The sequence below is a fragment of the Achromobacter semiaridum genome (genome assembly GCF_053543755.1).
Window position 1 is genome coordinate 43,706 of record NZ_JBLVOL010000070.1, and the last position, 24,324, is coordinate 68,029.

Genomic DNA, 24,324 nt, shown 5'->3' on the forward strand with positions numbered 1-24,324 from the left:
CGGCCCTTCAGTCCGGCCAGGAGGCCACGGGCGTGTCGGGGTGCACCTTCATGATCCGGCACGGCACCTGCACGAAGTTCGAGATCCAGGCCGCGGCCAGTTCCCCTTCGTCGATCACATCGATGGTCTGGTCGCCCACCTTCATGCTGTAGCGCACGCTGTCGTCGTCTTCGATAACGTCCAGCGGGATGTCCATGCGCAGCATGCCCGGCGCTTTCAACACCAGGTAACCCAGGCGCAATTCCACCGCAACGTCGGCCAGCCGGGGGCACAGTTCGCGGTTCAGCCACTGGCCGGAATCATTGGCGATGAGCCATTGGCGGTGATACGCCGCGGCGGCCGGCTGCGCCGTAACGCCGCATTGCGCGATGGGCTGGAAGCTATCGGTGCTCATTTGCCTAGCAGTCCTTTCAGGGCCTTGTCCACGGCTGCGCCGTTGCCGTTGCCGTTCTTGCCCGAGACGGCGTCACGCAGCTTGTTTTCCAGGCTGCGCTTGAGGATGGCGCCGATAGCGTCTTTCCACAGCAGCGTGTACGTGGGCTTGTCGAACGGGCCCTTCACATGTACGGGAATCGTCACGTCCTTCAGGTCGATCAGTTCCTGGCCTTCGGGGTTGGCCGCCGGATTGACGACGCGCGCACGCGCCACCAGGTCCAGCTCGCTCTTGACGAAGTCGATGTTGGCCGGCTCGCCCTGCGTCACGCGCAGCAGCGGCGACACGATGTTCAGGCGCTTGACGGCCGCCACGCCCTTGGTGAAGGCAAGGTCCGCGTCCATTTCTGAAAACTCGGTCTGCTTGCTGGTGTCGGCGGGCACGGTTTCGTCTTGCGATTCCGGCTTGAAGGCCGCCTTCAGTTCGCGCAGCGTCTGGGTCAGGTTGATGCCCTTGACCGCGCCGTCGCGCAGGCGCACCTGCAACGTGCCGCCCAGCGCGCTTTTCATCGCGTAGGCATTGGCGCCGGCCGTCTTCAAGTCCAGCGCCAGGCTGCCCGTGCCGCTGAGCACGTTGCGGTTGGCCAGGTCCATCAACAGCGGTTCGATCGCGATACCCGCCAGCGACATCTTGCTGGCCAGCTGGTTGCCTTGCGCCGCGTCCACCGACAACGCGCCCGCCAACTTGCCGCCGTACAAACCGGCGGTCAGGCTGGAGATTTCCAGCTTGCCCTTGTCAAGCTTGACCACGGCGGCCACTTCATCCGCCTTCAGGCCACGCACCACCAGCTTGCCGACCTTCAACGTGCCGTTGACGCTGGGACCAACCAGCGCGGACAGGTCGATGGTGTCGTCCACCGGCGCAGCGGGCGCGGGCGGCGCGGCGGGCTTGGAATCATCCTTCTTGCCATCGGCGGGGGGCTTGGGCGGCGCGGCCACCACGGGCGGCACCAGCTTGTCCAGGTCCAGCGTGTCCACCACCAGCGCAAACTTCACCGCAGGCGTTTGCGACAGCTTGGTGATGTCGGCGCTAAGGTCGAACTTGCCGCCTTCCAGCACGGCGTTGATCTTGCTGCTTGCCTGGTCTTTCAGCAGGTCGGCGTTCAGGCTGCCGATCACCGGAATCTGCAAGCTGCCCTTGGGCAAGCCCGGGTCGGTGATATTGACGTCGCCGCGCAGCGCCGACAAACCGCCGCTACGCTGCAACAGGTTCAAAGTCAGCGGCGATGCAAAATTCAGCTTCACGACGCGGTCGCCATTCTTGGACGTGCTGTCCAGCTTGGCTTCCTTGATGTCGAGTTCGGCGGCGTTGCCGCTGATGCCGTTCAGGCCAAAGCTGGCATCCAGGCCGCTGATGCGCACGCGGCCGGTCAGCGCTTCACCGGTGGCCGAGGTAGGCGAAATGTTCAGCGCGGGCGCGTCCACGGCGAATTCAAACGGGCCGTCAGCCGAGCCGCCCTTGGCTCGCACCGCCAGCTTTTCAATTTGCAGCTGGCTCTTGTGCGGGTCGATCGCCAGCTTGGGCATGGCCACGCTGGCTTCCACATTGGTGGCGCGCGCCGCCGGGTCCGTGATGTCGCCCTGGAAAACCACTTCCAGACCGGCCACGTCCAGCGCGGATTTCTGGCCGTTGAAGGCCAGGTTGCCACGCACGGCAAGGCTCTTGGCCTCGGCGCCGGGCAGCTTGCCGTCCATGCGCAGGTCCAGTTTTTGTGCCGCGTAGCGCTTGGCGGACGGGTCCAGCGTCAACAGGGCCTGCCCCGTCAGGTTGGCGTCCACGCGCGGGTTGCCGCCTTCCACGCGCGCCGTCAGGCGCACATCAAAGGGTTGGTTGAACGTGACGCGGCCAGTATTGGCGTTGATCTTCGTAACCGCCACCGCCATGCCGGAGATTTCGTCCTGCAACTGCACTTCGCCGTCCTTCAAGTCCAGGCCGGCGATATCGATCTGCATGTTGTTGCGGGAGGGCGGCATGGTGCCGCTGGTGATGGCTTGCGCGGCGGTCTGTGCCGCGCCCACCAGGGCCTCGGCCGGATTGGACGGCGCGGTGGTGACGGTGGATGCGCCGCCGACCAGATTGCTGAAATTGAATTGGCCGTCCTTGCCGCGCACCACCCGGGCCTTCAAGCCGCTGATGGCCACGTGGTCGACCACGAAGCTGTTGGACAGCAAGGGCCAGACGGCAACCGCCAGGCGCGTGCTTTCAATGGAAGCGAAGGTGTCCGAGCTGTTGGGCTCGGACAGCGACACGCCCTGCACCGACAAGCCGATGCGCGGAAAGAGCGATAACTCGATCTCGCCGTCGATCGTCAATGTGCGGTGATAGCGTTCCTGCACAAGCTCTTCCAGCTTGTACTTGTACGCGTTGGGGTCGAATGTCAGCAAGAAGATGGCCAGGCCAACGACGGCCACGACAACCAACACAACCAGGCCTATCAAAATGCGCTTGAACCACGTTTTCATTGCTGCCCCGTCGGTACCTCGACTGGAAATTCTTGGATGCCGCCCACCGCGCAACGCGCGGGGATGGTGCTGTAGCGGCGGAAAACCCACGCGCCAATTGGAGCTGTCTGCCTTTCAGGGCGAGTCCTCGCTCCTGCCGGAAGCTTGTGGCCGCGGCGTTTGAAAAGAGGATCTACCAAGGAAGGCGTGCTGAAGACGTTGGAATCACCAACGTGCAGATTTCGCTATCGTAACAAATCGGGCCGGCTTAAAGCGGCCTTGTCAGACCATGACACCAAAAACGCGATAAGTCACGGGCGTATTTAATGGCGGCGTGGGGTCACGGCACCGGTCCGCCCGGCCCTGAAGCTGACAATTTTCTGTCCGGCGGATTGTAGGACTAGAATGATTGATCAATCAATCATTGATACATCCAACAATGTCCGCCCCCACTCCCAGCACCCCGCATTCGCCCGGCCAGGTGCTTCCCTTCCGGCAAACCCTGCTGGCCATGCTGGGCATGTGCTTCGTCATGATGATGGTCGCCATTGACCAGACCGTGGTGGGCACCGCGCTGCCCACCATCGTGGCCGAGCTCAAGGGCTTTGAACTGTACGCGTGGGTCGCCACGTCGTACCTGCTGACCTCGGTGATCACCGTGCCGATCTTCGGCCGCCTGGGCGATTATTACGGCCGCAAGCCCTTTGTGGTGGCGGCCATCATTCTGTTCACGCTGGCGTCAGCGCTCTGCGGCGCGGCCGACAGCATGCTCACGCTGGTGCTGGCGCGCGCCTTGCAGGGCATCGGCGGCGGCATGCTGGTGGGCACCGCGTTCGCCTCTATCCCCGACCTGTTCCCCGACCCGCACGTGCGCCTGCGCTGGCAGGTCATGCTCAGTTCCGCCTTCGGCATCGCCAACGCGGTCGGCCCCACGCTGGGCGGCGCGCTGACCGAACACTATGGCTGGCGATCGGTGTTCTACGTCAACCTGCCCATCGGCATCCTGGGCCTGTGGTTTGTATCGCGCTACCTGCCGCACCTGCGCAATCACACGTCCGGCAAAGTGCGGCTGGACTGGCAAGGCGCGCTGCTGATCGCGCTGGCGCTGGGCAGCCTGCAACTGCTGGTCGAGCTGCTGCCCAAGGAAGGGTTCAGCGGCCCCATCGTGCTGCTGGGCGCGGGCAGCATTGCCGCGTTCGGCCTGCTGATCTGGTGGGAAAAGCGTTGCCCGCATCCGCTATTGCCGCTGGACATGTTCCGCAATCGCGGCCTGGCCACGCTGTTCACGCTGGCGCTGCTGGTGGGCGTAACGATGTATTCGCTGCTGTTCTACGCGCCCTTGCTGCTGCAAGGCGGCTTCGGCCTGTCGCCGCAGGACGCCGGGCTGTTGATCACGCCGATGGTCGTTTTCATCACGGTGGGCAGCATCATCAACGGCCGCATCATCACGCGCATCCGCAACCCCAACCGCATGCTGTATGCGGGCTTTTTGCTGATGGCGCTGTCCTGTATGGGCATCGTCACCACGCACAACTACACGTCGCATGTGCTGATTGGCGCGTACATGCTGATGGCCGGCCTGGGCATGGGGTTCATCATGCCCAACCTGACCGTGTTCGCGCAGCAGACGGCGGGCCGCACGCACCTGGGCATCGCCACGGCGCTGTTGCAGTCGCTGCGCATGATCGGCGGCATGCTGGGCACGGCGGTCGTGGGCACCATGGTCAGCCACAGCTATTTCAGCGGCGTCGAGTCCACGCTGCGCGGCGCGTCGGCGCAATGGCTGCCTGAATTGAACGACCCGCAGATGCTGGTGAACCCCGCGGCGCAGACACAGTTCCTGGCACAATTGGCGCATCAAGGCCAGGACGGCACGTCGCTGATCGAGATCGCGCGAGTCGCGCTGGTGGGCGCCATCCATGAAGGCCAGCTCATCGCGCTGGCCGTCGCCATCTTCGCGCTCTGGTGCGTGCGACGCGTGCCGCTGGTGCAACTGGCCCGCCCCACCAAGGCGGAGCCCGCCGGCGTCGGAGAATAGCTTTTGCCCAGACAACAACAAGGCCTGCAAGTCATCCAGCACATGGGGCAGACGTACCGCGTCATGCAAAGCGCGTTCAGCAGCAAGGTAGGCCACGCCCTGCCCCGCTGGCGCATCCTGCTGGCCCTGCATGAAAACGGCCAGTGTTCGCAGAAGCACCTGGCCGAACGCTGCCGGCTGGACCCGGCATCATTGACCCGGCAGTTGCAGGCGATGCAGAAGCTGGGCTGGATTTCGCGCGCCGTGGATGCCCAGGACAACCGGCTGACCAATGCCACGCTGACCGCCACAGGGCAGGCGGTGGTGAACGAAGCGCTGCCTAAACGGGCAGCGTTTTTCGAAGAGGCGTTGAAGGGGTTGTCAGCGGCGGATGTGGACACGCTGAACCGGGTGCTGAGCGTGCTGGAGTCGAATTTTCTAAGGGCGGCGGGCGATAGGGGATAAGGGATAAGGCGGGGGCTGAAGCCGTGCACGGCTTCAGGTTCGCTTGATGTTCATTGCCCCCGATGCGTCTTGCCTGCCGAGCGGCTGCGCGTCCAAACCCGCCCGCAGCGTTCTTGCCAGCCGCGCCAGGCGCGCGGCGTCCGTTTTTTCCTGGCCGGCGTCCAGCAGCGCAATGATTTGATCAGCCAGGTCGATCAGCGTCGACGGCGCTTGCCGCGCAACGCCCAGCAGCGCGTCCGCCAACTCGCGGATATCGTCCGTGCAGGCGCGCGCTCCCTTTGCGGATAGCGACCGACCCAGTGTCGTGCAGCGCTGCGCGATGTCGCTCAGCCCAAACACGGCGCACGCGCCGCCCAACGAATGCAGTTCCGCCAACAATCCGGGCACATCTTCGTTGCGCAGACCTTGGTGCAGCGTCTGCACGCCGTCCAGACAGGATTGGACAAACGCTTGCCGGGTCTCATCGGCCATGGGTCGGCCACCCAGCAAACTACCGTCAGAGACCGCCTCGCGCCGCAGGGGGGGCAGCCCCGCGATCTCGGACAACGCTTGAGCCAGATCGGCCAGCGACAACGGCTTGCCCAGCACGCGCGCCATGCCCGCGCGTTCGCCCTCTTCACGTTGTTGCGGCGTCACGTTGGCAGTCGCGGCCATCACCGGCATGGCGGGCCATCGCTGCCGCACTTGCCGCGCCAGCGCGAAGCCGTCCTCGCCCGGCATGGAAAGGTCCGTCACTAACACGTCAAACGTGTCCCGCTCCAGGCAGGACAACGCCTCTTGTGCATCCGTGACCGCCGTGGGGACGCAGCCCAGCAGCGCCAGCTGCTCTTCGAACAATTTGCGGTTCACGGCGTTATCTTCCGCCACCAGCACTTTCAAGCGCTTGCCCAGCACCATGCCTTGCGCTCTAAGCTCGGACAGCGGGCGCCCTTGCAGGGCATATCGCAAGCCGTTCGCCAGTCCCTGCAACCCGAAGACGGACGCATTGACGATGCGTCCGCGCGCCGCGGGCTGAGCCGGCCCATCCTGGGCGCAGTCCACCACCCACGACGCCTCCTGCACCAGCCTGTCTTCGTCATCGGCATGCCAGGTCTGGCGGTCTGCCCAAAAGATCAGCGCCTGGGCATCCCCCGCGTCATCCGGAGTGATCAGCGCCGGATGCGGATAGCCATGCACCCGCAGTCCCCATGCCATCAGCGCGCGGCTCAACCGAGACCGCCATTCCGGCGACGCCACCACCAGCAGCACGGTCTGCCCGTCGAAATGCGGTGTCTCACCCACCGGCGTATCGGCGCGCACCGGCAGCCGCAAGGTAAAGCGGCTGCCGACGCCGGATTGGCTATGCACATCCAACCGGCCGCCCATCGCCTGCGCCAGACGACGCGACAACGCCAGCCCCAGACCGGTTCCGCCGAACCGCCGGTTGATCGTCGAATCCGCCTGACTGAAATCCTGGAACAAGCGCGACACCTGCTCGGCGTTCATCCCGATCCCTGTGTCTTCGACCTCGATCAGCATGCGCGATGTCTCGTCGTCGCGCGACAGGCGCAACGTGACTTGGCCTCGGTCGGTAAATTTGATGGCGTTGGACAACAGGTTGTTGATCACCTGTCGCAGCCGCGCGGGGTCGCCATGCAGGGGAACGGAGACGGCTTCACCCAGCTCGCCCGCCAGCGCCAGGCCTTTGGCCGCCGCCACCGGGGCAAAGACGATCAGGCTGTGCGAGGCTAACGCCAGGGCGTCGAACTCCTGATCTTCCAACTGAAGCTCACCCGCTTCGATCTTGGAGAAGTCCAGCACATCGCTCACCACAGTCAGCAAACCATCCGAGGCGTTGCGAATGATGTTCAGACGGTCGCGTTGCCAATCGTCCAGGGGGGAATACGCCAACAGCTCCAGGTTTCCCAACACCGCATTCAGCGGCGTACGTATCTCGTGGCTCATGGCCGCCAGAAACGCCGACTTCGCCGCATTGGCGGAGTCGGCGGCCTGCCGCGCCACGCGCAGCCCCTGTTCCAGCTGCTTGCCGGCAGTGACATCCGTGAACGCGGTCACCAGCACTTCCTCGTCCTGGTACCGGGCGCGCACCATGCTGACCGACAGATCCAGGCGCTGGCCGTCGCGCGTGTGAAAGGTCAAGTCGTCCTTGATGAGCGATCCCTGGCTTGGCGAGTGCGATCCGGGCGGCGCGGCGCCTGCGGCAAGACGCTCGTGCTGCAAGTAATACCGGGACAGCACATAGGAAAGACTGGGGCCGTCGACCACGACGCGATCGGCCGTTTCGATCATGGCAGGGCTGCGCAGCAATGGCTGGCCACTGTGCACCGTGATCAGCCCCAGCCCGACCGGCGCCGTCTCGACCAGCGTCCCACTCAATTGCTCGCTGTCGAAAACCCGTTGCGACTGACGCACCGCCGGTACGAACACACGCCATTTGACCAGCAACAGCAATACCCAGGTCAGCGCGATGATGGCGGCTGATGTCAGCGCGGCAAGAATCACCTGCGGGCGCACCCCCGCCGCTATTTCCCGCCAGGACTGCGCATGCACCAGCGTGCGCCCCGATGGCGCCAACGGCCATGCGGAAAGGACGTATCCGTTCTTGAACACCGTCTGCGCGCTCTTGCCCAGGCCGGCGGCCACCGACTCGCCGGCAAGCCGCTGTAGCTCGGCAGCCGGCGCGCCCGGGCGGGCGACAACCAGTGAACCGTCAGCCGCAAGCACCATGCTGGTGCCTGCAAAGCTGGTTTCTGGAAGGCTCGCCGCCAACGTGCCCAGGGGCATTTCATACACCAAGGTTCCGATTGGTTCGCCGTTCGCGGCCCACAACTGCGTAGCGATGCGCTCGGCTTGGCGGCCGGTCAGCGGACTTTGATACGGGGGCAACCACTGAAGCCGCGGCCCTCGGCTTGCCGCATTTCGCCAGCCGCCTTCGGGCGCTGCAATAGGCGCGCCGTCCGACGAGGTCAGCGCCGCGAACAGGGCGCCCCGGTCGGCCGTCACCTTGTCCTGCCACGCAACGCCGCCCCAGGGCAGCACCGACATGACCAGAGTCTGGCGGTCCGGACTATAGAGGTACACGGCTAGCTCGCCCGCATTGCGCGCGGCAATGACGGCGGTTGTCGCGGCCATTTTTTTCGCCAGCCCGACGTAGCCCCATGCCTTGTCGGCGCCATCCGGCGCGTTGTTGCGCAACACCAGCAACGGCGGACCATCCGGGTCGGGCTGCACCCGCAACGCCCCTGTCTGCCCGAATGACGGCTCGCCGCCCTGCCCGTCCGCGGCCGCATCTTGCCAAGCCAGTTCTATGTTCTGTGCGCTGTTGCGTAGTGTTGCCACCGTCCGGGTGGTCAAGTCCAACGATCCGCGCACGTCGATCGAGACTTCTTCTTTCATGCGTGCAAGATACGCATTGATGGACGCCGCGACATCGATCACACCCGCCGCCAATACCACCACGGTGATGGCGGTGGCGCCCCCCATGACCAGCACCTGCTGATAACGGCGCAGGCGGGCCAGTAAACTGCCTTGTTCGGATGTGGTCATGTCGCTTGTTCCAGGACGGCGCCGGCCTATGTCTCCGGACAGGCCTGTGCGCGGTCGATTATGACGTGAGGCTTGCCTTATGGGGAAGAGGCGCGGGCCAAGCCTTCCTGTAAGGCATCCAGCCATTGCCCCGCCGCGTCCAGCCCGCCGCCGGCCTTCAGACAGGCTTCGGCATCCGCGGCAAATCGGCTCAGGCCATGGGCTCCGAACGCATCCAGCATCCCGCGAAGCTTGTGCAGGTGCGCCAGCAGTTGCGCCGTGTCCTCCGCTTGCCGGCCCATGCCGATCTCGGCCAAGGACGTTACGCAGGCTTCGCGGAACGTGCGCTTGAGCTCTTCGCTCATGGGGCGCCCTGCCAGGAAGGCCCTCGCGCCGTCCACCTGCAACGTCCGGCAGTGCACGCCGGTGACTGCCGACAGCGCCTGCGCAAGCCGGTCCAGCGGCAAGGGCTTGCTCAACGCCAGCGCCATGCCCGCCTGCCGACAGCGGCGCTGGTCTTGGGGCGTTATGTTGGCGCTGGCCGCCACGATCGGCATGCCTGGCCAACGCGCTTGAACAAGCTGCGCAAGCGCGTAGCCGTCCATCCCGGGCATGGCAAGGTCCGTCAGCAGGACATCGAAGGGCCCCTGTTCCAGGCATTGCACCGCTTGCGCGCCGCCCTCCACCGAAGTCGGGGCGCAATCCAGCAGCCTGATCTGTTCGGCGAACAGCTGGCGGTTCACGGCGTCGTCTTCCACCACCAACACGCGCAAGCGGCGGGCCAACACCGGGCGGCGCAGGTCAGGCGCCCTTAGCGGACAAGCCTCCAGGGCATGCTTCAACCCACTCTCCAACCCCTTGAGGCCGAACGTAGAGACACTCAGCACCCTGCCCATCGCCACGGGGTCCACGGGTCCGTCCGCGTCACAATCAATGACCCAGCGCGCCTGCTCCACCAAGCGGTTCTCGTCCTCGGGAGGCCAGGCATGCCGTTCGCCCCACAACACCACCGCCGCCATGTCGTCCAGCGATTCCGCCGGCAATAGGCCCGGATGCGCATAGCAACGGACGTCCAGGCCCCACGCGCGCAGGATGCGCCCCAGCTCGCTGCGCACCGACGGTGCCTCGGCAAGCAACGCCACCTGCTGCCCCTTGAAACGCGGCGTCTGGTGATATTCACGGCAGTCCCCAAGCGGCAAGCGCAACGTAAAGCAGCTACCTTGCCCGGCTTCGCTTTGCGCGGACAGCACGCCGCCCATCGCCTGGGCCAGGCGTAAACAAAGCGCCAAACCCAGCCCCGTTCCGCCAAACCGCCGATTGATCGTCGGGTCGGCCTGGCTGAACGCACGGAACAAATCCGCCATCTGTTCCGGCGACATGCCGATGCCCGTGTCTTGAACTTGCACCATCAAAACGCCCTGCCCTGCATCGAAGGACAGGCGTAGCGTGATCGTCCCCCGCTCAGTGAACTTGACGGCGTTGGACAGCAAATTGTTGATGATCTGCGCCAGCCGGGTGGGATCACCGCGCATGGGAAACGTCACGGCGTGGCCCAGTTGGCCGACCAGCGTCAAGCCCTTATTGCGCGCCACCGGCGCAAACATCCTCAGCGCGTGCGACGCGACTTCCAGTACGTCGAAGTCGATGGCCTCAAGCTGCAACTCTCCCGCCTCGACTTTCGAGAAATCCAATACATCGCTGACAATCGCAAGCAGCCCGTCGGAAGACGTTCGGATCGTGCGCAAGCGGTCGCGCTGCGCCGCATCCAGCGTCGAATACGACAACAGTTCCAGGTTGCCCAGCATGGCGTTCAGCGGGGTGCGAATCTCATGGCTCATTGCAGCAAGAAATGCGGACTTCGCGGCATTGGCTTTGTCCGCGGCCTGCTGTGCCTTGCGCAGCTGTTGTTCCAGGCTGTTTTTCGCCGTCACATCCGTAAACGCGGTCACCAGCACGTTCCTGCCCTGATAGCGCGCCCGCACCATGCTGACCGACAAGTCCACGCCAATCCGGTCCCGCGTTTCAAACCGGAGGTCCTCGTTGAATGTGCCGTGTCGCCAGCTGATATCTCCACGCGCCACATGTGCCTTGTGCAACTGCACGCAGGCCTCGGGCAGCGTGCGGTCGCCGGGCGCGATGCGCGCGGCGATCTCCGCCATCGCGGGGCTGCGCAGCAGCACTTCGCCGGTGTCCAGCGATATCAGTCCCAGTCCGACCGGTGCGGTGTCTATCAGTGTCCGGTTCAGCTTTTCGCCTTCGTAAACACGCCGGGACCAGTCCAGCAATGGACGGAACACGCGCAGCTTCAGGGAAATCAGCAGCAACCACATCATGAACAACGTGGGCAAGGTCAGCATAAGATCCACGACCACATCCTCGCGGACGGCCTGCACAATGCTGCTGAAGGCATACGCATACACCAGCACCGAACTATCGTTCAGCGGCTGAGAGATCAGGAACAGCCCCGGCTCATGCCAGTCCTTGGGCCCGTCGTTACCTTCGCGCGCCACGCGCCGAAGCGTATCCGTCGAAGGCGCCCGTTCGTCGGCGCAACAGTCGCCCACCGCGGCAATCGCTATGCCGTCGGTGCCGACGATCATCGCCATGCCCCGCATGCCCGTAAACCGCGCCGGTTCGGCAAGCGCCGCGCTTCCAAACTTCGCCACCATCGCGTGACCCAGCGCGAAAGCCCGCCGCTGGGCCTCCATCTGGGCGTCGACGCCTACGTGCACCCCCACGCCAAGAATCATCAAGGCGATAAGCGTGCTTAACAGGCCGCCGCCAAACAACAGGCGCCGCTGGTAGTGGCGAAGGTTCATCAGGGTTATAAGATTGCTGTCGGACGCCAATTGCACTGCCCCGGGAGCCCTTGCAGGCGCCCCTTCCATGTCATGTCATGTCAAAAAAATGATGCCGCCAGGCGCCACCCGCCAGACGGCGGCGCGGCAACAGCGGATTACGCTATATTCGATTTCTTCTTTTCTGACTCGCGGCCCATGCGGGCCGGCCCGTATCCATGAAGATTCGTGTCCTGCTCGCCGATGACCATCCCGCCCTGTTATCGGGCATCCAGCATGAACTGGGTCAGATCCCTTCGATTGCCATTCAAGGCACCGCTCGCGATTCCGGCCAACTCATCCAGCTGCTGAACAACATGCCGTGCGATGTCCTGGTCACCGACTACGCCATGCCCGGCGGCGCCCATGGCGACGGCATCGCCTTTGTGTCGTACCTGCGACGCCACTTCCCCGACCTTAAAATCGTGGTCTTCACGATGCTGGATAACACCGCCATCGTGCAGGAGCTCTCCAAGCTGGGCGTGCATTCGGTGTTGGGCAAGGCGCGAGAAACCAGCCATCTGATTTCTGCCATTCATGCGGTCTACGCCGGCGCCCGGTACTTTCCTTCCGAATCGGCGAGCCGACCTTCAACCCTGTCAAGCAACGTCGGCCCCAGCGGCCCCGATCTGACCAAGCGCGAACTGGAAGTTGTCCGGCTCTATGTGTCGGGCATGTCCATCAACGAAATTGCCGCGCAGCTCAGTCGGTCCAAGCAAACCATCAGCTCTCAGAAAAGCAGCGCCATGCGCAAACTTGGCATCGATCGGGACGCGGATTTGTTTCGCTTCGCCTTTGAAACCGGTATTGCCGTGACGTCGGATTCCGGTGACAACCAAACAGAGCCCGGCTAACGCCGCGCAGAGGCGTCCGAGGATGCCGATAGCATTTCATCCACGAACGCGCCCATCTCCATGGGGCGCGCCAAGCCGAACCCCTGGCCGATCAAGCAGCCCAACGATCGCAGCAGGCTAGCTTGTTCCGGCGTTTCAACGCCCTCGGCAACCACCGCCAGGCCCATTGCGCGCCCCAGCCCCAATGCGGCCGATACGACGGCATGAGAGGCCGGCTGGGATTGAATCCGCTGCACGAAGGTCTGATCGATCTTAATCTCGTTGAACGGCAGGCGGCTTAAGCGATCGAGGTTGGACGCGCCCGTTCCGAAGTCGTCCATGCTGACGCCAAACCCGCAAGCGCGCAGCCGTTGCAGCCCGGCCTCCAGCGCCGTCTTGTCCTGGGCGGTTTCTGTCTCGGTGATCTCAATAGTGATCTGATCCGGGGCAATTCCCCGCCGTAGCGTGCGTTGTTCCAGACTGAGCGCCACGCCGGGCAGAGATAACGTGGACACGGCCGCATTGACCGAGATTCGCACGGACACACCGCGCTCGGCCAACCGCATCTGCACGTCCAGCACACGCTCCGTGATGACGTGAAAGAGTATCGAGTCCAGGGAAAGGCGGCTGATGGCTTGCACGACCTCTGACGCCGGGATTTCTCCCGCCCGAGGATGGCGCCATCGCGTCAACGCTTCGGCGCCCAGGATCTTTCCCGTGTTCAAGTCCACCTGCGGCTGGAACACCACGCGAACCCCGTCTTCGGCGTCCAGGGCCAATATCAGGTCTGCATCGTCGAATCGGGGCGCCACCGCGTCTTCCCCGTCATCCCCGCCTGCCAGACGGCAAAGCGAGGCAGCGACGCCGGTGGCGGTGGTTGCGGGGGTCGCAATGTCCAGCGCCCCGCCCGCGGTGCGAAAGGAATCAGCGCACGCATCCAGAATGCTCAACGGCAGATCGCTGATCCACAACACCGCGGGCAGGCGTGGCAGCGTGCCCGCTTCGAATTCACGTTGAAGACGGGCAGGCAATTGCAAGCCCTCGCAGGGAACGCCACGCACCTCGCACAGAACCACATCGGCATCCTGTTGGCCCAGCGCTTCCATCAGCGTTTCAAGCCCGTTGGCGGATCGCGCTTCGCGCAGCACGCCGCTGCCCAGCAGCGCGTCCAACGCGTCGGAAGACAAGGGCGCCGGACCGAGCGTAATCAGCGCCAGCCCCGGCGCATGCCCCCACGAAGAAGCGGGTAGCGGAAGAATCGTATTGAAGTCTCGCATAGTGAACCCAGTATGATCCGACGCCCATGGCCGAACAATCGGACCAGTACCAAAACTGCTTGCACGCTATTGCGGTTGAATTCGCACATTGGCCTCGGTATGGTCTTCGTTCTGCGTGCCCCCCTCGGTCAGCAACCCGATTTCGTACGCGAAGCGAAAAAGCTCCACGTCGCGTTCAATACCCAGCTTGCGCATTGCGCTGGTTTTCTGCGAACTGATCGTCTGCTTGCTGCGGTTGAACTGGCTTGCAATCTGGTTGATCGACACACCCGATACATACAGGCGCACCACCTCCGTCTCGCGCCGGGTCAACCTTTGCGCAGAAGCCGTCTGCGCTGCCTGGCCCACCGAGGCCGACGACGACCGGAACTTGGGAGAAAAATAGGTTGCTCCGGCATACACCGCGTGGATCGCGGAAATCAGGTGCCCGATCACGTCGACTTTGCTCAGTACCGCGTGAGCGCCGATCTTGACCATCTCGGCCACCATCGCCCGGTTGTCGATCGTCGTGAACACAATGATCTTCAAGTCGGGATAGCGGCGGCGCAGGAACGACAGCATGGTCATCCCGTCACCGAACTCTCCACCGGGCATGACGTAATCGGTCACCAGCACATCACAGGGCGACTTCGCCAGCAGCTCGAATATCTCCGTGGAATTGCTGGCGGTTCCCGCAATAGCGATGGTGTGGAACTCCGCCAGTTCATGCTTGACGCCGGTGATCAAGGCGGGATGATCATCGGCGATGATGAGGGATATTTTCATGGTGCATCTGCGCTCTCGGGATGGAGAGGCCCAAATGCAGCCAATGTAGTATTCGTCTTGCCCGGTTTCCTTCGTACTTGTCCGTCAATGCGCAGGGACGATACAGACCAGTACGAAATCCGCAAACAGGGCGCGCGTCACCCCTGGGCTTGTTTACAGATTCGGCCGTCCTTCATGATCAGTACCAGGCTCTGGTCTGGACGGGCCAGCAATTGAAGGTCTTCCAGCGGATTGCCATCCACCAGCAACAGATCCGCCATGGCGCCCGCCTGCACCACGCCCAGCTTGCCCGGGTAAGGGTTACGTGGCCCGGACAACGCGCACAGCGCGCCGTTGACGCTGGTGGCCATCCGCAAGACATCGGCCGCGCCGTACCACCGGCTCATCTTGGCCAACTGCGCCCCTTGGCGCGTCGCCAGCCGGGCATCGAACAGCGTGTCCGTGCCCCACGCCGTTTTGATGCCCAGCCGCTGCGCCAGCTCAAATGCCCGATCGGTGCCGCGCACCATCGTCAATTGCTTTTGCCGCGACGCCGGCGATTGCGTTGGCACCGCGTCCTCGTCGTCCAGAAATGGCTGCAAGCACCACCACACACCCAGGTCCGCCATCCGCCGCGCGGTTTCTTCGTCAATCAGATGGCCGTGTTCGATGCAGCGAACCCCCGCGTCCAGCGCCATGCCGACCGCGCGCGATGTGTACGCATGCACGGTCACGTATGTGCCCCAATTCTCGGCCGCGGTGACGGCCGCCTTCAGCTCTTGCAGCGACCCCTCGGTGACATCCAGCGCGTCATAGGACGACATCACGCCGCCGCCCGCCATGTACTTCAATTGGGACGCGCCCCGCATCAGCTGCTCGCGGGCGCGCAGCAGAACCTGGTCCGAGCCGTCGCAGATGGCGGTGACGCCCACTTTCTCGGCGTAGGTCAGGCCCGCCTCCGGCGACCGGGGCAGATCGGACAGCAGGCGAAAGTCGCCGTGGCCCGACGTCTGGCTCAGGAAGGCGCCCGACGGATAGATGCGCGGCCCCGGAATCAGCGCCTCGTCGATAGCCCGCTTCAGGCCGAAGGCGGGACCGCCCATGTCCCGCACCGTGGTGAAGCCGCGCATCAGCGTGGCCCCCGCCTCGACCACGGCCAAGGTGTGTACGTAGTTGAAGTCCGACGTCATGGCCATGAGTATGCTGGGCCGCGCCAGGATCGAATGCCAATGGGCATCGATCAGGCCGGGCATCAGCACGGCGCCCTTGCCGTCAATCAAGCGGCAACCTTCCGGCAACGGCAGTGACTGTGGTTCCACGGCCGTGATCCGCGACCCTTGCACCACCACGCGCATGCCGGTCAGCAATTGATCCGACACGCCATCGAAGACGCGTACATTGACGAAGGCAGATGGCGCGCTTGCTGCATCAGCCGGCGCTGCGGCGGCGTGCGACGCGATACCACCAGCGACGCCGGGGCTTGCGGCATGCGAGGCCACACCGGCGGTTGCGGTTGTGGTCGCCCCCGACACGGCTTCGTGGACGGCGTACAAGGCATTGATCCGAGCAGCGGCGGGATGATGACAGCCGCAGTGGACGGCGCTCAGCCGGCTGATGGACGCTGAATCCACATCGAACATAAGGACGACTCCAGAGTTTCAATCATTGTGAAATGCACAGGCGACGATAGATGCGATGCCGATCTGATGCGTCGGAGCGCTAGCGCAGTTGCGCCTCATGCAGATCCAGCAACCGGACCTGTTCGCGTGCCAACGCATCTGAAATCCGGTGCGTGCGAGCCAAATGGAAAACGGCTTCTCGCGATGCAGCAATCGCTTCCAGGCGCAATTGCCGTTCGATTTCAGCCTGCTTGGCGACGTCTTCGGCCGATGCCCCGTCAGGCGTCTCGCCCGCCTGGCGGCGCAAGGTGGCGATCAAACTATCGGCAACCTCCATATAAAGAGACGCCTGGTCCGGGTGCTCGGCAACCCGCTGCTTGGCGCCCTGCGCCACACTGTCCAATGCCGCCTGAAGCATCGCTTCCTGCGCCAGCGAAGCCTCGCGCTGCACCCGGCTGTTGGCGGGGAAGTGCAAGCCGCGCATCAAACCGGGCAAGGTCACGCTGGCAAGCAACAACGAAAACACAATGACCATGGCCGCCAACGACACCGCCAGGTCCCGCGCGGGAAACGGGGCCCCGCTGTCCAGGGCAAAGGGCAACGTCATGACGCCGGCCAGCGTCACCGCGCCGCGCACCCCGGCCACCGACACGGCCAGAATCACGCGCAAGCCCACCTCGGGCGGCGGCAGGCCGCGGCGCCGGGCAGCCATGGCACTGAGCTTGAGCGACACCGTCACCCACAGCAACCTGCAAAACACCAAACCCAGGCACACCGCCAGGCCATAGACCGGCAGCCAATACAGTGACTGGCCACCGGCCTGCCCCGCTGCGCGCGACAAGCCGGCCAGGATGGTGGGGAACTGCTCGCCCAGCAGCACGAAGATCATGCCGTTAAGCGTGAACTGCACCATGTCCCAGACCGCCCGGCGTTCCATGCGCGTGGCGGCAAGCGCCCGGCCAGACAGCTCGGAATAGCTCATCATGATGCCGGCCGCAACCGCGGCGAGAATGCCGGAGGCGTTCGCGTGCTCGGCAACGAAGTAGACGAAAAACGGTGTCAACAGGCTTAGCAGCACTTCGGCGCCCGGCTCTTCGCCCAGCCGGCGCGTGATGAACGTTCTTAGCTGCATGACCAGCCACGTCAACCCGGCGCCAATCGACAAACCGGCAATCGACACCCAGAAAAAAGACAGCGTCGCCTGCGACAGCGAAAACGTACCGGTCGCGGCCGCTGCCACGGCAAAACGAAAGGCAACCAGGCCGCTCGCGTCGTTGAACAACGCCTCGCCTTCCAGAATGGCCATCATGCGCCGGGGAATGTGGACGCGGCGCGAGATCGCCTCGACCGCAACAGGATCCGTCGGCGAAACGATGGCTGCAATGGCGAAGGCCACGGGCAGGGGCACCTGCGGAATCATCCAATGGATCAGGTATCCCACACCGATCACGGTGAGGAGCACCAGGCCGAACGCCAGCTGCAAAATGGATGACGATTCGCGCAAAACCGCCAGCTTGGACACCCGCCAGCCGTCCAGGAACAACAAGGGCGGAAGGAAGAATAAAAAGAAAATGTCGGGTTCGATCAACACGCCCCGCTGAAACACGGCGGCGATCAGGAACCCCAGTGCGATCTGCACAAAAGGCAGGGGGACGGCAAGGGGAATCAAGCGGACCAGGACGCCGCTGAGCAAAACGGCGACCAACATCGCCATGACAACCGTAAAAGTCCCCAACGCTTATCCCCGAAAGCGGGCGCCCTGTCGGCGCTGACGATGCGACATTAACCTTGCCTGGACCGGCACGCAATTGCGTTCGTTGTAATGCCGCATCGCGGGCGCGGATGACCCGATGCGTCAGCTCAGGTTTGCCTTTCTGAACGCCAGCACGGCGTTATTGCCGCCCATGCCGAACGAGTTGCTGATCGCCGCATCCAGCGCCGGCAACGGCCGTGCGGCGTCAGGCACATAGTCCAGATCACATTGTTCGTCGCCGGCTTCAAAGAACAGTGTGGGCGGTACTATCGCGCGCGCCACCGACATCGCCGTGATGGCCGCTTCAATGGCGCCGGCTGCGCCGATCGTATGGCCGAGCGCGCCCTTGATGCTGCTGACCGGCACGGCGCCCGCCTGATCGCCGAACACGCGCTTGATGGCCGACGTCTCGATCCGGTCGCCCACATAGGTGCCGGTGCCGTGCGCGTTGATGTAACCGACGTCCCCGGGGGCCAGCCCGGCATCGGCCAGGCATCGCGACATTGCCAGCGCCTGCCCGACGTCGTCGGGACGCAACGGATGCGTGCCGTCATTGCTGACGCCGTAGCCGACCAACTCGGCAATCACGACGGCGTTGCGCGCGCGCGCATGCGCTTCGGATTCCAGCACCAGCATGGCTGCCCCTTCCGCCAACGCAAATCCCGAGCGCCGAGCACTGAACGGGCGGCAGCCGCCCGCGCTGGCGTCCTCGGTCATGTCCGCACAAAGCACGTGCAGCTGCCTCCATGCCTTGACGATGATCTCCGTCAACATGGATTCCGTCCCGCCCGCGATGGCCACATCCAGATAGCCGTCACGGATGCGGCGAAACGCTTCACCGATGGCCACGGCCCCGGCCGAACAGGCGGTGGCGTAAGTCTGCGCCTCTGCGGTGGACTTCAACGTTTGGGCGATTTGCGCCGTGGCGGCGTTGGGCATGACCGATGGCACCACCAGGTAGGTGCGCCGGGGCGACAAGCCATGATGGATTTCGACGGCTTCGGTCAGCGAAGACACGCCGCCGATCCCCGTTCCGACAAACACGCCGCATTCGCTTTGCTGCTCACGGGTCAGCGCGGCCTGGGCTAAAGCCTGGTCGGCAGCGTACTGTGCCAGCAAGGCAACACGATCCATGGATCGCAGTTGGCTGGGCGAGGCGTCCACCACGACAGGCTCGCGGACGAAGCCGACCTGCTTGTCGACAGCCGTGTCGGGATGCTTGCCGACGCCGCATCGGCCCGCGACCAGCGCATCGAACGTTTTCTCCGCTGTGTCGCCCAGTGGCGAGGCCATGCCGATAGCGGTGATGAAGACTCTGTTACGCGGCATCGCTGGCCCCCCCGCCTGGCGCTTTCGGCGTCTCAGCGGCGGCAGGCACGGCGTTTGCAGCCGCGGCCGCCTCTTGTCTGGCGGCATCGATGCGCGCAACGACCGCGCGCATGTAGGCCATCAGGCTGTTGAGGTCTTCGGGAAAGGAGTTCGTGATTTCCTGCGGCTGGTACGCGCCATCGGTCGGCAACATGTCGTCGGTCGTGATCTGGAATTCAGTTTCGACCTCCAGCAATATTTCCAAAATAAGAATGGAGTCGAAATCGCTCATCACCTGCACGAAGGGCTTGCCTTCAAGCAGCGCATCGCGATCGCAGCGGCCGATCGACGATATGATCGTCGCCAGCGTTTCCCGAAGCTGGGGGTCCTCTGGCAAGGGCGGAATATCAGGCAAGGTTCGCATTCAAGCACCATTAGTTTGCATTGTCGTTAACTGTCATCCGGGTGTCGTGTCACCGCGGATAGTCCCAGGCTCGGCGGACGAACCCATGGTGCTGACTGCTTGGCAACCCTACAGAAGGCGGTCCGCACCGATACCGCCCTCTGCCTTGCATCCCCCTGCGATGCCGTCAACTATACGTAAAGGTTACGGTGGCCGTCGACTTGACCGTGCCGGCGCTGATGGCGCCGCCCACGCGCAGATACGAAGCACCAAGCTTGTAGGACCACGCCGATGTGGGCTTGGCGCCAATGGCGGTGCCTCGATTGGCGTCGGTGGTATTGAACGTCGCCATGCGATGTTGACCGATGGCCGGGTCATACAGCCACAACCGGACGCCCACTCCCTTTGCGCCATTCGCATCCTGGTTCAACAGCGTGCCCGGATAGGATGCGCCGGCGACATAGCTGGAAGACAGCCTGACCGTGGGAGACGCCTGACTGGCAGCCGAGCATTCCACCTGCAACTCGGTTTCATACAGTGCGTTCTCGCCTGCGCCGCTGTTCATGGCGGCCATGCTGACGTCATTCAGGTTGATTACCAGGTTGCCCGGATTCTTGACCGTGCAGGTCGGCGTACTGATGGTGATGTTGCGATCCAGCCCCACCCGGAACAGGCCCGGCAACCCATTAACCGCCGCCGACACCGTCGCCGTGCCGTAAACGTTGCTGGAATTGATTGTTCCCGGCTTGATCTCGGCGCCGGTCGCGACAAAATCGATCCGCGTCCGGTAGTACCCCCGCGTGCTCGACGACATGGGAAAAACCAGCGCACCCTGCGAATAGGAGTTGCTGAACTGCTGAGGCGCAGCCAGTTCCTCGCCTTCACCGATGTAGTAATAGACACGGTATCCAATGCCTTGGAGGCCGGTCGCATAGCTTCTTGAGGCGGCGTCATACGTGCCGTTGCCGGTGAAATACTCCACCGTTCCCATGGGACAGTTGTAAAGCGGGGCCGCCAAGCCCTGCGATTCCCCTTCAAGCGTGGGATAGGAGCGCTCGGCCGTCGAGAAAAGCACGTCGCCGCGCGCTCCGGACGTGGGCAGGGGTTGTGCCACCCGAAGGGGCGACACCGTGTAGCGGTTGCTCGTGGCCGAGTACGCCAGATACTTGTTCCCCTTGCCGGTGGTGCCGCCGTTGTTTACGGTACATGCCACGGCCCGCGTGTCCAACGGGCCGGCGCTCGCGTCCTGCGCAATGCCGCCCAGGCAGGCCGCCAACGTCACGGCGGCCAGCAAGGAATGCCCGGTTACGGGCCGGACGGGACCGCCAAAGCAAATTTGTGGGCGCCCGTTGGGGCGCATTATTCCGATCAGGCGCATGTCAATTCCTTTTTCACCTCTTCGGTCTTCAGCTCTTCGACCGACACGTCAATTTCAAAGGCGCAGTGCCGTTCCTGCTGCGTGCCCCACTTCACGACGAAGTGATTCGCGCCTTGCAGACCGGTCAACCACGCGCGCCCAACAGGTCCCACGACGCCGCGCTGCTCTCCCTTGGCGTCGTAGATTGCCGCGCCAAAGGGAAGATCCTGTCCGTCCGACCCGCGCAACGTCGCGATAAGCGTGCGTCCGATTGCCGTGTCAAAGCGCGCCACCGCAATAGCGCCCCGCGTCGGCACGACGGTCTGCACGTTCTGCTCGATCGTGGCCGCCTGATCGTCAAGGTTCGGCGTCAGTGAGATCCGGTTCTCCCGGTATGGGCTGGCATACGGAATCAAGGCTCGGCCGGAACCATCGGTACGCACACCGGGATAGGAATCCACCTGCACGCCGGCAGCCCCGGGGGCCTCGACCACTACGGCGGTTTCGCCCAGCGATTGCCCCAGCAACACGCCCTTGCTGTCCACGACCATGGCGCCGCTGAAGTCGACGTTGGTATTCGAGTTACGGCGAGAATAGGCGTGGCTAAGGTTGCCCTGGCCTATTGGCGAGGCATAGCCGACTGACCCGTAAGCGTGGGCGCCGTTATCGCCGCCGCCGGAACTCACGCCCGTCTGCAGGGCATAGGTAGCCGAATAGTCGTCATTCAAGGCGCCATTCAAGTTGACGTCATGGCTCGTGCCCTGGCCGGAGCTGTTGTTCATCGAATAGCTTGCCGTGTGCGAGCCACCCAGCGGAATGCTCAACGTGAACATGACCGTGGACTGCCGGTCCTGCCATGGGCTTTTGTTCACGCCCAGGTTCACGGAATAGCCGACCCGGCCAATGGCACTGGAAAAGCCCAGCTGCATGTATTCCGATTTGCGCGACGCATTCCGGTAGCCGATACCAAAATAGTTGAACGACAGCGAGCCGACGCTTCCCATCCGTTGCGACAACGACAGCTGATACTCGTGTTGGCGCTGGTAGCCCTGGAAGAAGCCGCTATCGGTACGATCGCGGATGGCGTCTTCCAAGCTACGAAAGCCGGTTGAGTTATAGCGGTAGCCGGCCAGCGTGAAGTCCGTGCCGCTGCCCGGAAAGGACTTGGCGTACTGGACGCGCGCGGCGGTGCCGACCAGCGTCTTTCCGTCGGCCTGTCGCGAGCGCGAGCTGGTGGTATCCACCGACACCGCACCCAGCGATTCCATGTTCAGCGCCAGGCCCAACGCGCCCGCGTGATAGCCGCGCTCGGCCGTTGTCCAGCCGCCGTAGGCGGTCAATCCGTAAGGCAGGCCATAGGCCAGCGTGAACTGCCCCAGCATGGGCTTGTCCTCGCCATAGTTGGGCCGGTGCTGGCCCACCGCGAAGTTGTAGTTCCAGATACCCTCGCGCATCATGGCGGGCAAGGCGGAAAACGGCTGGAAAAACCGCGTCGTGCGGCCGCCCAGCTCCTCGATTTCGACCTCCAGGTCGCCCGCGCCCGGCGTTGAGTACAGATCGTCGATCACGAACGGTCCGGCCGCCACGAACGTGGAATAAATGACATGCCCGTTCTGGCGAATGGTCACCTTGGCATTGCTCGGCGCAACGCCGCGCACGACAGGCGCGTATCCGCGCATGCTGTCCGGCAGCATGCCTTCATCAGATCGCAACTGCACGCCGCGAAATCGGGTCGATGTAAACACGTTGCCCGACGTCGAACTATCGCCCAGGCGAAGCCATCCGCGCCAAGCGGCCACGTCGCGCTCTGCGTAAAAATCGCTCCAATCCCATTTGGACCCGTTGTCGCTCTGAAAATACGTGCCATTGGCCCGCAGGCGCCAGGCATCCGCGTTGAATCCGTTGCGCAAGCTGAGAAAGCTGCTTCGGTTATTGGAATTGCCCGAGCCACCCGAGCTGCGCATATCGTTGTATGAAAAGCGGTAGGACGACCAGAACGCCGTCTCGCCCACGTCCCAAAGCTCCTGCGACACCACTCCGCGCGCCTGGCGCACCAGTGCGGCCTGCGGGATGGACAGGGTCAACAGGTTCTTGTCGGCATCGAAAGCGGCCGAGGACGACGGAATGAGCGCCAGGGTTTGCGTGCATTCGATGTCCTTTGCCTGCGCCAGATACGGGAACGCGAGCATGTTGACGCCGATTGCCTCCAACAACGACACAGGCAGGCATGGCTGGGCATCTTCCTTGCCCGGAACCGTCACGAACTCGATCTCCTTGGCGCCTACAAACTGACCGTTCAGGCGCAACGACACCGACTTCATCCCCGGCAGCACCCGGTTGGAAAAGGCAAATACCGACAAGTCCACATCGGGCTGATTCTTGCCTCGATACAGAAAGCTATTGTCGAATGCCGTGGCGGCCTGCGTCGGCTCGGCCGCCCGGACGGACTGCTCTCCCGCCAAACCCAGAATCACCACCGTGCCCACAGCCATACAGCGGCCCGGCAGCTTGCGCCCAAGTTTCACTTCGCTTCTCCAGCCGCTGCCTCGATGGTTTTCGCTTCGCGTTCGCCGGCGGAGACGGTGGGCCACGCGTCAATGACACCGTAGTCGTTGACGACTTGCGGCGTTACCGACAGCGCGCCCGCCGGGCACTTGCCCAGAGGGATGTAGGTCGTTTCCAGTGGCTTCGCGATGACGGCCTTGCCCAGTTCTTCCGGCTCTCCGGGAACATCGATGCGGGCAAAGTTGATGGTGTAAGCCGAGGCGTTGTCCACGGCGAGGCGGCAGCTCTTGCCGTCTCGCACGACAGACCACTTCGACTGCTCGGCGCCGCGCGGCAGCTTCTGAATGGCTTCCGGGCGATAGAACAGCTTGATGCGGGTGCGCGTAGCCAATGTCAGGCTATTGTCCGCAGAGTCGCCTTTCTGCGGAATCTCCAGCACGTTTACCCAGTAGTACGACTCGCGGTCCTTGGGGAAATCATCGCCCACGCGCGTGATGTTCAAACTGCGCTCGCTGGCCGGATCAAAGCGGCTCAATGGAGGCGTAATGAAGAACGGCGTCTCCATCTCCTCGGCGTCGCCATCGATCCAGGCCTGCACCACGTAAGGTGACGTCGTCAGATTCTTGGCAAAGAGCGCCACGTTGCGATCTTTCTCGTTCATGATCGCTCGGGTGCTGGACAGCTGAATGGCGGCGTGGGCGGCGCTGCCGGCGATCAGGCAGGAGGCGGCTACGCACGCCGGAAGGATACGTCTGAAGAATAGGGTCATGGCTCGATCCAGCGAATTCGCCCGCGCCAGCGCGCATG

16 protein-coding genes are annotated in these 24,324 nt (G+C 63.8%); 3 read left to right on the forward strand and 13 right to left on the reverse strand.

The annotated features are described in order from the left end of the window. Positions 1 to 7: 7 nt before the first annotated feature. Together ACNPP0_RS19195 and ACNPP0_RS19200 are read right to left on the reverse strand one after the other, a co-directional pair. Positions 8 to 394 (reverse strand): MOSC N-terminal beta barrel domain-containing protein, encoded by a 387-nt coding sequence (locus ACNPP0_RS19195; RefSeq protein WP_046807922.1) that lies wholly within the window; start codon positions 392 to 394, stop codon positions 8 to 10. Next, entirely contained in the window at positions 391 to 2,895 is a 2,505-nt protein-coding gene (locus tag ACNPP0_RS19200; RefSeq protein ID WP_332610941.1) for an AsmA family protein, read from the reverse strand. Before ACNPP0_RS19200 ends, ACNPP0_RS19195 begins: the two co-directional genes overlap by 4 nt. Positions 2,896 to 3,313: 418 nt before the next feature. On the opposite strand from ACNPP0_RS19200, the gene ACNPP0_RS19205 reads away from it, so the two are divergent. Continuing rightward, positions 3,314 to 4,912, forward strand: coding sequence for an MDR family MFS transporter (locus tag ACNPP0_RS19205; protein ID WP_332610940.1), 1,599 nt, complete (start codon positions 3,314 to 3,316; stop codon positions 4,910 to 4,912). 3 nt (positions 4,913 to 4,915) lie between these two features. Continuing rightward, entirely contained in the window at positions 4,916 to 5,356 is a 441-nt protein-coding gene (locus ACNPP0_RS19210) for a MarR family winged helix-turn-helix transcriptional regulator (protein ID WP_314355582.1), read from the forward strand. Positions 5,357 to 5,389: 33 nt separating this feature from the next. Here the strand turns inward: ACNPP0_RS19210 and ACNPP0_RS19215 are convergent, their stop codons facing one another. Further along, on the reverse strand, positions 5,390 to 8,902 hold the full coding sequence (locus tag ACNPP0_RS19215; RefSeq protein ID WP_448706725.1) for a hybrid sensor histidine kinase/response regulator: 3,513 nt from the start codon (positions 8,900 to 8,902) through the stop codon (positions 5,390 to 5,392). Positions 8,903 to 8,979: 77 nt separating this feature from the next. Continuing rightward, the gene (locus ACNPP0_RS19220) at positions 8,980 to 11,700 is read right to left on the reverse strand and encodes a hybrid sensor histidine kinase/response regulator (protein WP_448706726.1); all 2,721 of its coding nucleotides are present in this window, start codon (positions 11,698 to 11,700) and stop codon (positions 8,980 to 8,982) included. Positions 11,701 to 11,897: 197 nt separating this feature from the next. On the opposite strand from ACNPP0_RS19220, the gene ACNPP0_RS19225 reads away from it, so the two are divergent. Further along, positions 11,898 to 12,572, forward strand: a complete 675-nt coding sequence (locus tag ACNPP0_RS19225) for a response regulator (RefSeq protein ID WP_448706727.1) — start codon at positions 11,898 to 11,900, stop codon at positions 12,570 to 12,572. Here ACNPP0_RS19225 and ACNPP0_RS19230 read toward each other — a convergent pair. The 9 genes from ACNPP0_RS19230 to ACNPP0_RS19270 form a co-directional block, all read right to left on the reverse strand. Then, entirely contained in the window at positions 12,569 to 13,828 is a 1,260-nt protein-coding gene (locus ACNPP0_RS19230; RefSeq protein WP_448706728.1) for an EAL domain-containing protein, read from the reverse strand. The two genes, ACNPP0_RS19225 and ACNPP0_RS19230, sit on opposite strands and share 4 nt — an antisense overlap. Positions 13,829 to 13,894: 66 nt before the next feature. Beyond that, positions 13,895 to 14,593 carry a response regulator gene (locus ACNPP0_RS19235; RefSeq protein WP_448706729.1) on the reverse strand — a complete coding sequence of 233 codons (699 nt, stop codon included), beginning with the start codon at positions 14,591 to 14,593 and terminating at the stop codon, positions 13,895 to 13,897. A 137-nt stretch (positions 14,594 to 14,730) separates the two neighbouring features. After that, positions 14,731 to 16,212 carry a metal-dependent hydrolase family protein gene (locus ACNPP0_RS19240; protein ID WP_448706730.1) on the reverse strand — a complete coding sequence of 494 codons (1,482 nt, stop codon included), beginning with the start codon at positions 16,210 to 16,212 and terminating at the stop codon, positions 14,731 to 14,733. A gap of 79 nt (positions 16,213 to 16,291) precedes the next feature. Further along, positions 16,292 to 17,899: a Na+/H+ antiporter gene (locus tag ACNPP0_RS19245; protein ID WP_448706731.1), complete on the reverse strand. Its 1,608-nt coding sequence runs from the start codon at positions 17,897 to 17,899 to the stop codon at positions 16,292 to 16,294. A gap of 147 nt (positions 17,900 to 18,046) precedes the next feature. Then, the gene (locus tag ACNPP0_RS19250) at positions 18,047 to 19,273 is read right to left on the reverse strand and encodes a beta-ketoacyl-[acyl-carrier-protein] synthase family protein (RefSeq protein WP_448706732.1); all 1,227 of its coding nucleotides are present in this window, start codon (positions 19,271 to 19,273) and stop codon (positions 18,047 to 18,049) included. Further along, positions 19,263 to 19,676 carry an acyl carrier protein gene (locus tag ACNPP0_RS19255; RefSeq protein WP_448706733.1) on the reverse strand — a complete coding sequence of 138 codons (414 nt, stop codon included), beginning with the start codon at positions 19,674 to 19,676 and terminating at the stop codon, positions 19,263 to 19,265. Before ACNPP0_RS19255 ends, ACNPP0_RS19250 begins: the two co-directional genes overlap by 11 nt. A 166-nt stretch (positions 19,677 to 19,842) precedes the next feature. After that, positions 19,843 to 21,033, reverse strand: coding sequence for a fimbrial protein (locus tag ACNPP0_RS19260; RefSeq protein WP_448706734.1), 1,191 nt, complete (start codon positions 21,031 to 21,033; stop codon positions 19,843 to 19,845). Continuing rightward, on the reverse strand, positions 21,024 to 23,537 hold the full coding sequence (locus ACNPP0_RS19265) for a fimbria/pilus outer membrane usher protein (RefSeq protein WP_448706735.1): 2,514 nt from the start codon (positions 23,535 to 23,537) through the stop codon (positions 21,024 to 21,026). Before ACNPP0_RS19265 ends, ACNPP0_RS19260 begins: the two co-directional genes overlap by 10 nt. Continuing rightward, on the reverse strand, positions 23,534 to 24,286 hold the full coding sequence (locus ACNPP0_RS19270) for a fimbrial biogenesis chaperone (protein ID WP_448706736.1): 753 nt from the start codon (positions 24,284 to 24,286) through the stop codon (positions 23,534 to 23,536). The genes ACNPP0_RS19265 and ACNPP0_RS19270 overlap by 4 nt, the downstream gene beginning before the upstream one ends. Between the last annotated feature and the right edge of the window lie 38 nt (positions 24,287 to 24,324).

Bases quoted from the DNA above. Each gene is read 5' to 3' on its own strand.
- ACNPP0_RS19195 (WP_046807922.1), bottom strand. From the start codon at position 394: ATGAGCACCGATAGCTTCCAGCCCATCGCGCAATGCGGCGTTACGGCG.
- ACNPP0_RS19200 (WP_332610941.1), bottom strand. From the start codon at position 2,895: ATGAAAACGTGGTTCAAGCGCATTTTGATAGGCCTGGTTGTGTTGGTT.
- ACNPP0_RS19205 (WP_332610940.1), top strand. From the start codon at position 3,314: ATGTCCGCCCCCACTCCCAGCACCCCGCATTCGCCCGGCCAGGTGCTT.
- ACNPP0_RS19215 (WP_448706725.1), bottom strand. From the start codon at position 8,902: ATGACCACATCCGAACAAGGCAGTTTACTGGCCCGCCTGCGCCGTTAT.
- ACNPP0_RS19220 (WP_448706726.1), bottom strand. From the start codon at position 11,700: ATGAACCTTCGCCACTACCAGCGGCGCCTGTTGTTTGGCGGCGGCCTG.
- ACNPP0_RS19225 (WP_448706727.1), top strand. From the start codon at position 11,898: ATGAAGATTCGTGTCCTGCTCGCCGATGACCATCCCGCCCTGTTATCG.
- ACNPP0_RS19230 (WP_448706728.1), bottom strand. From the start codon at position 13,828: ATGCGAGACTTCAATACGATTCTTCCGCTACCCGCTTCTTCGTGGGGG.
- ACNPP0_RS19235 (WP_448706729.1), bottom strand. From the start codon at position 14,593: ATGAAAATATCCCTCATCATCGCCGATGATCATCCCGCCTTGATCACC.
- ACNPP0_RS19240 (WP_448706730.1), bottom strand. From the start codon at position 16,212: ATGTTCGATGTGGATTCAGCGTCCATCAGCCGGCTGAGCGCCGTCCAC.
- ACNPP0_RS19245 (WP_448706731.1), bottom strand. From the start codon at position 17,899: ATGTTGGTCGCCGTTTTGCTCAGCGGCGTCCTGGTCCGCTTGATTCCC.
- ACNPP0_RS19250 (WP_448706732.1), bottom strand. From the start codon at position 19,273: ATGCCGCGTAACAGAGTCTTCATCACCGCTATCGGCATGGCCTCGCCA.
- ACNPP0_RS19255 (WP_448706733.1), bottom strand. From the start codon at position 19,676: ATGCGAACCTTGCCTGATATTCCGCCCTTGCCAGAGGACCCCCAGCTT.
- ACNPP0_RS19260 (WP_448706734.1), bottom strand. From the start codon at position 21,033: ATGCGCCTGATCGGAATAATGCGCCCCAACGGGCGCCCACAAATTTGC.
- ACNPP0_RS19270 (WP_448706736.1), bottom strand. From the start codon at position 24,286: ATGACCCTATTCTTCAGACGTATCCTTCCGGCGTGCGTAGCCGCCTCC.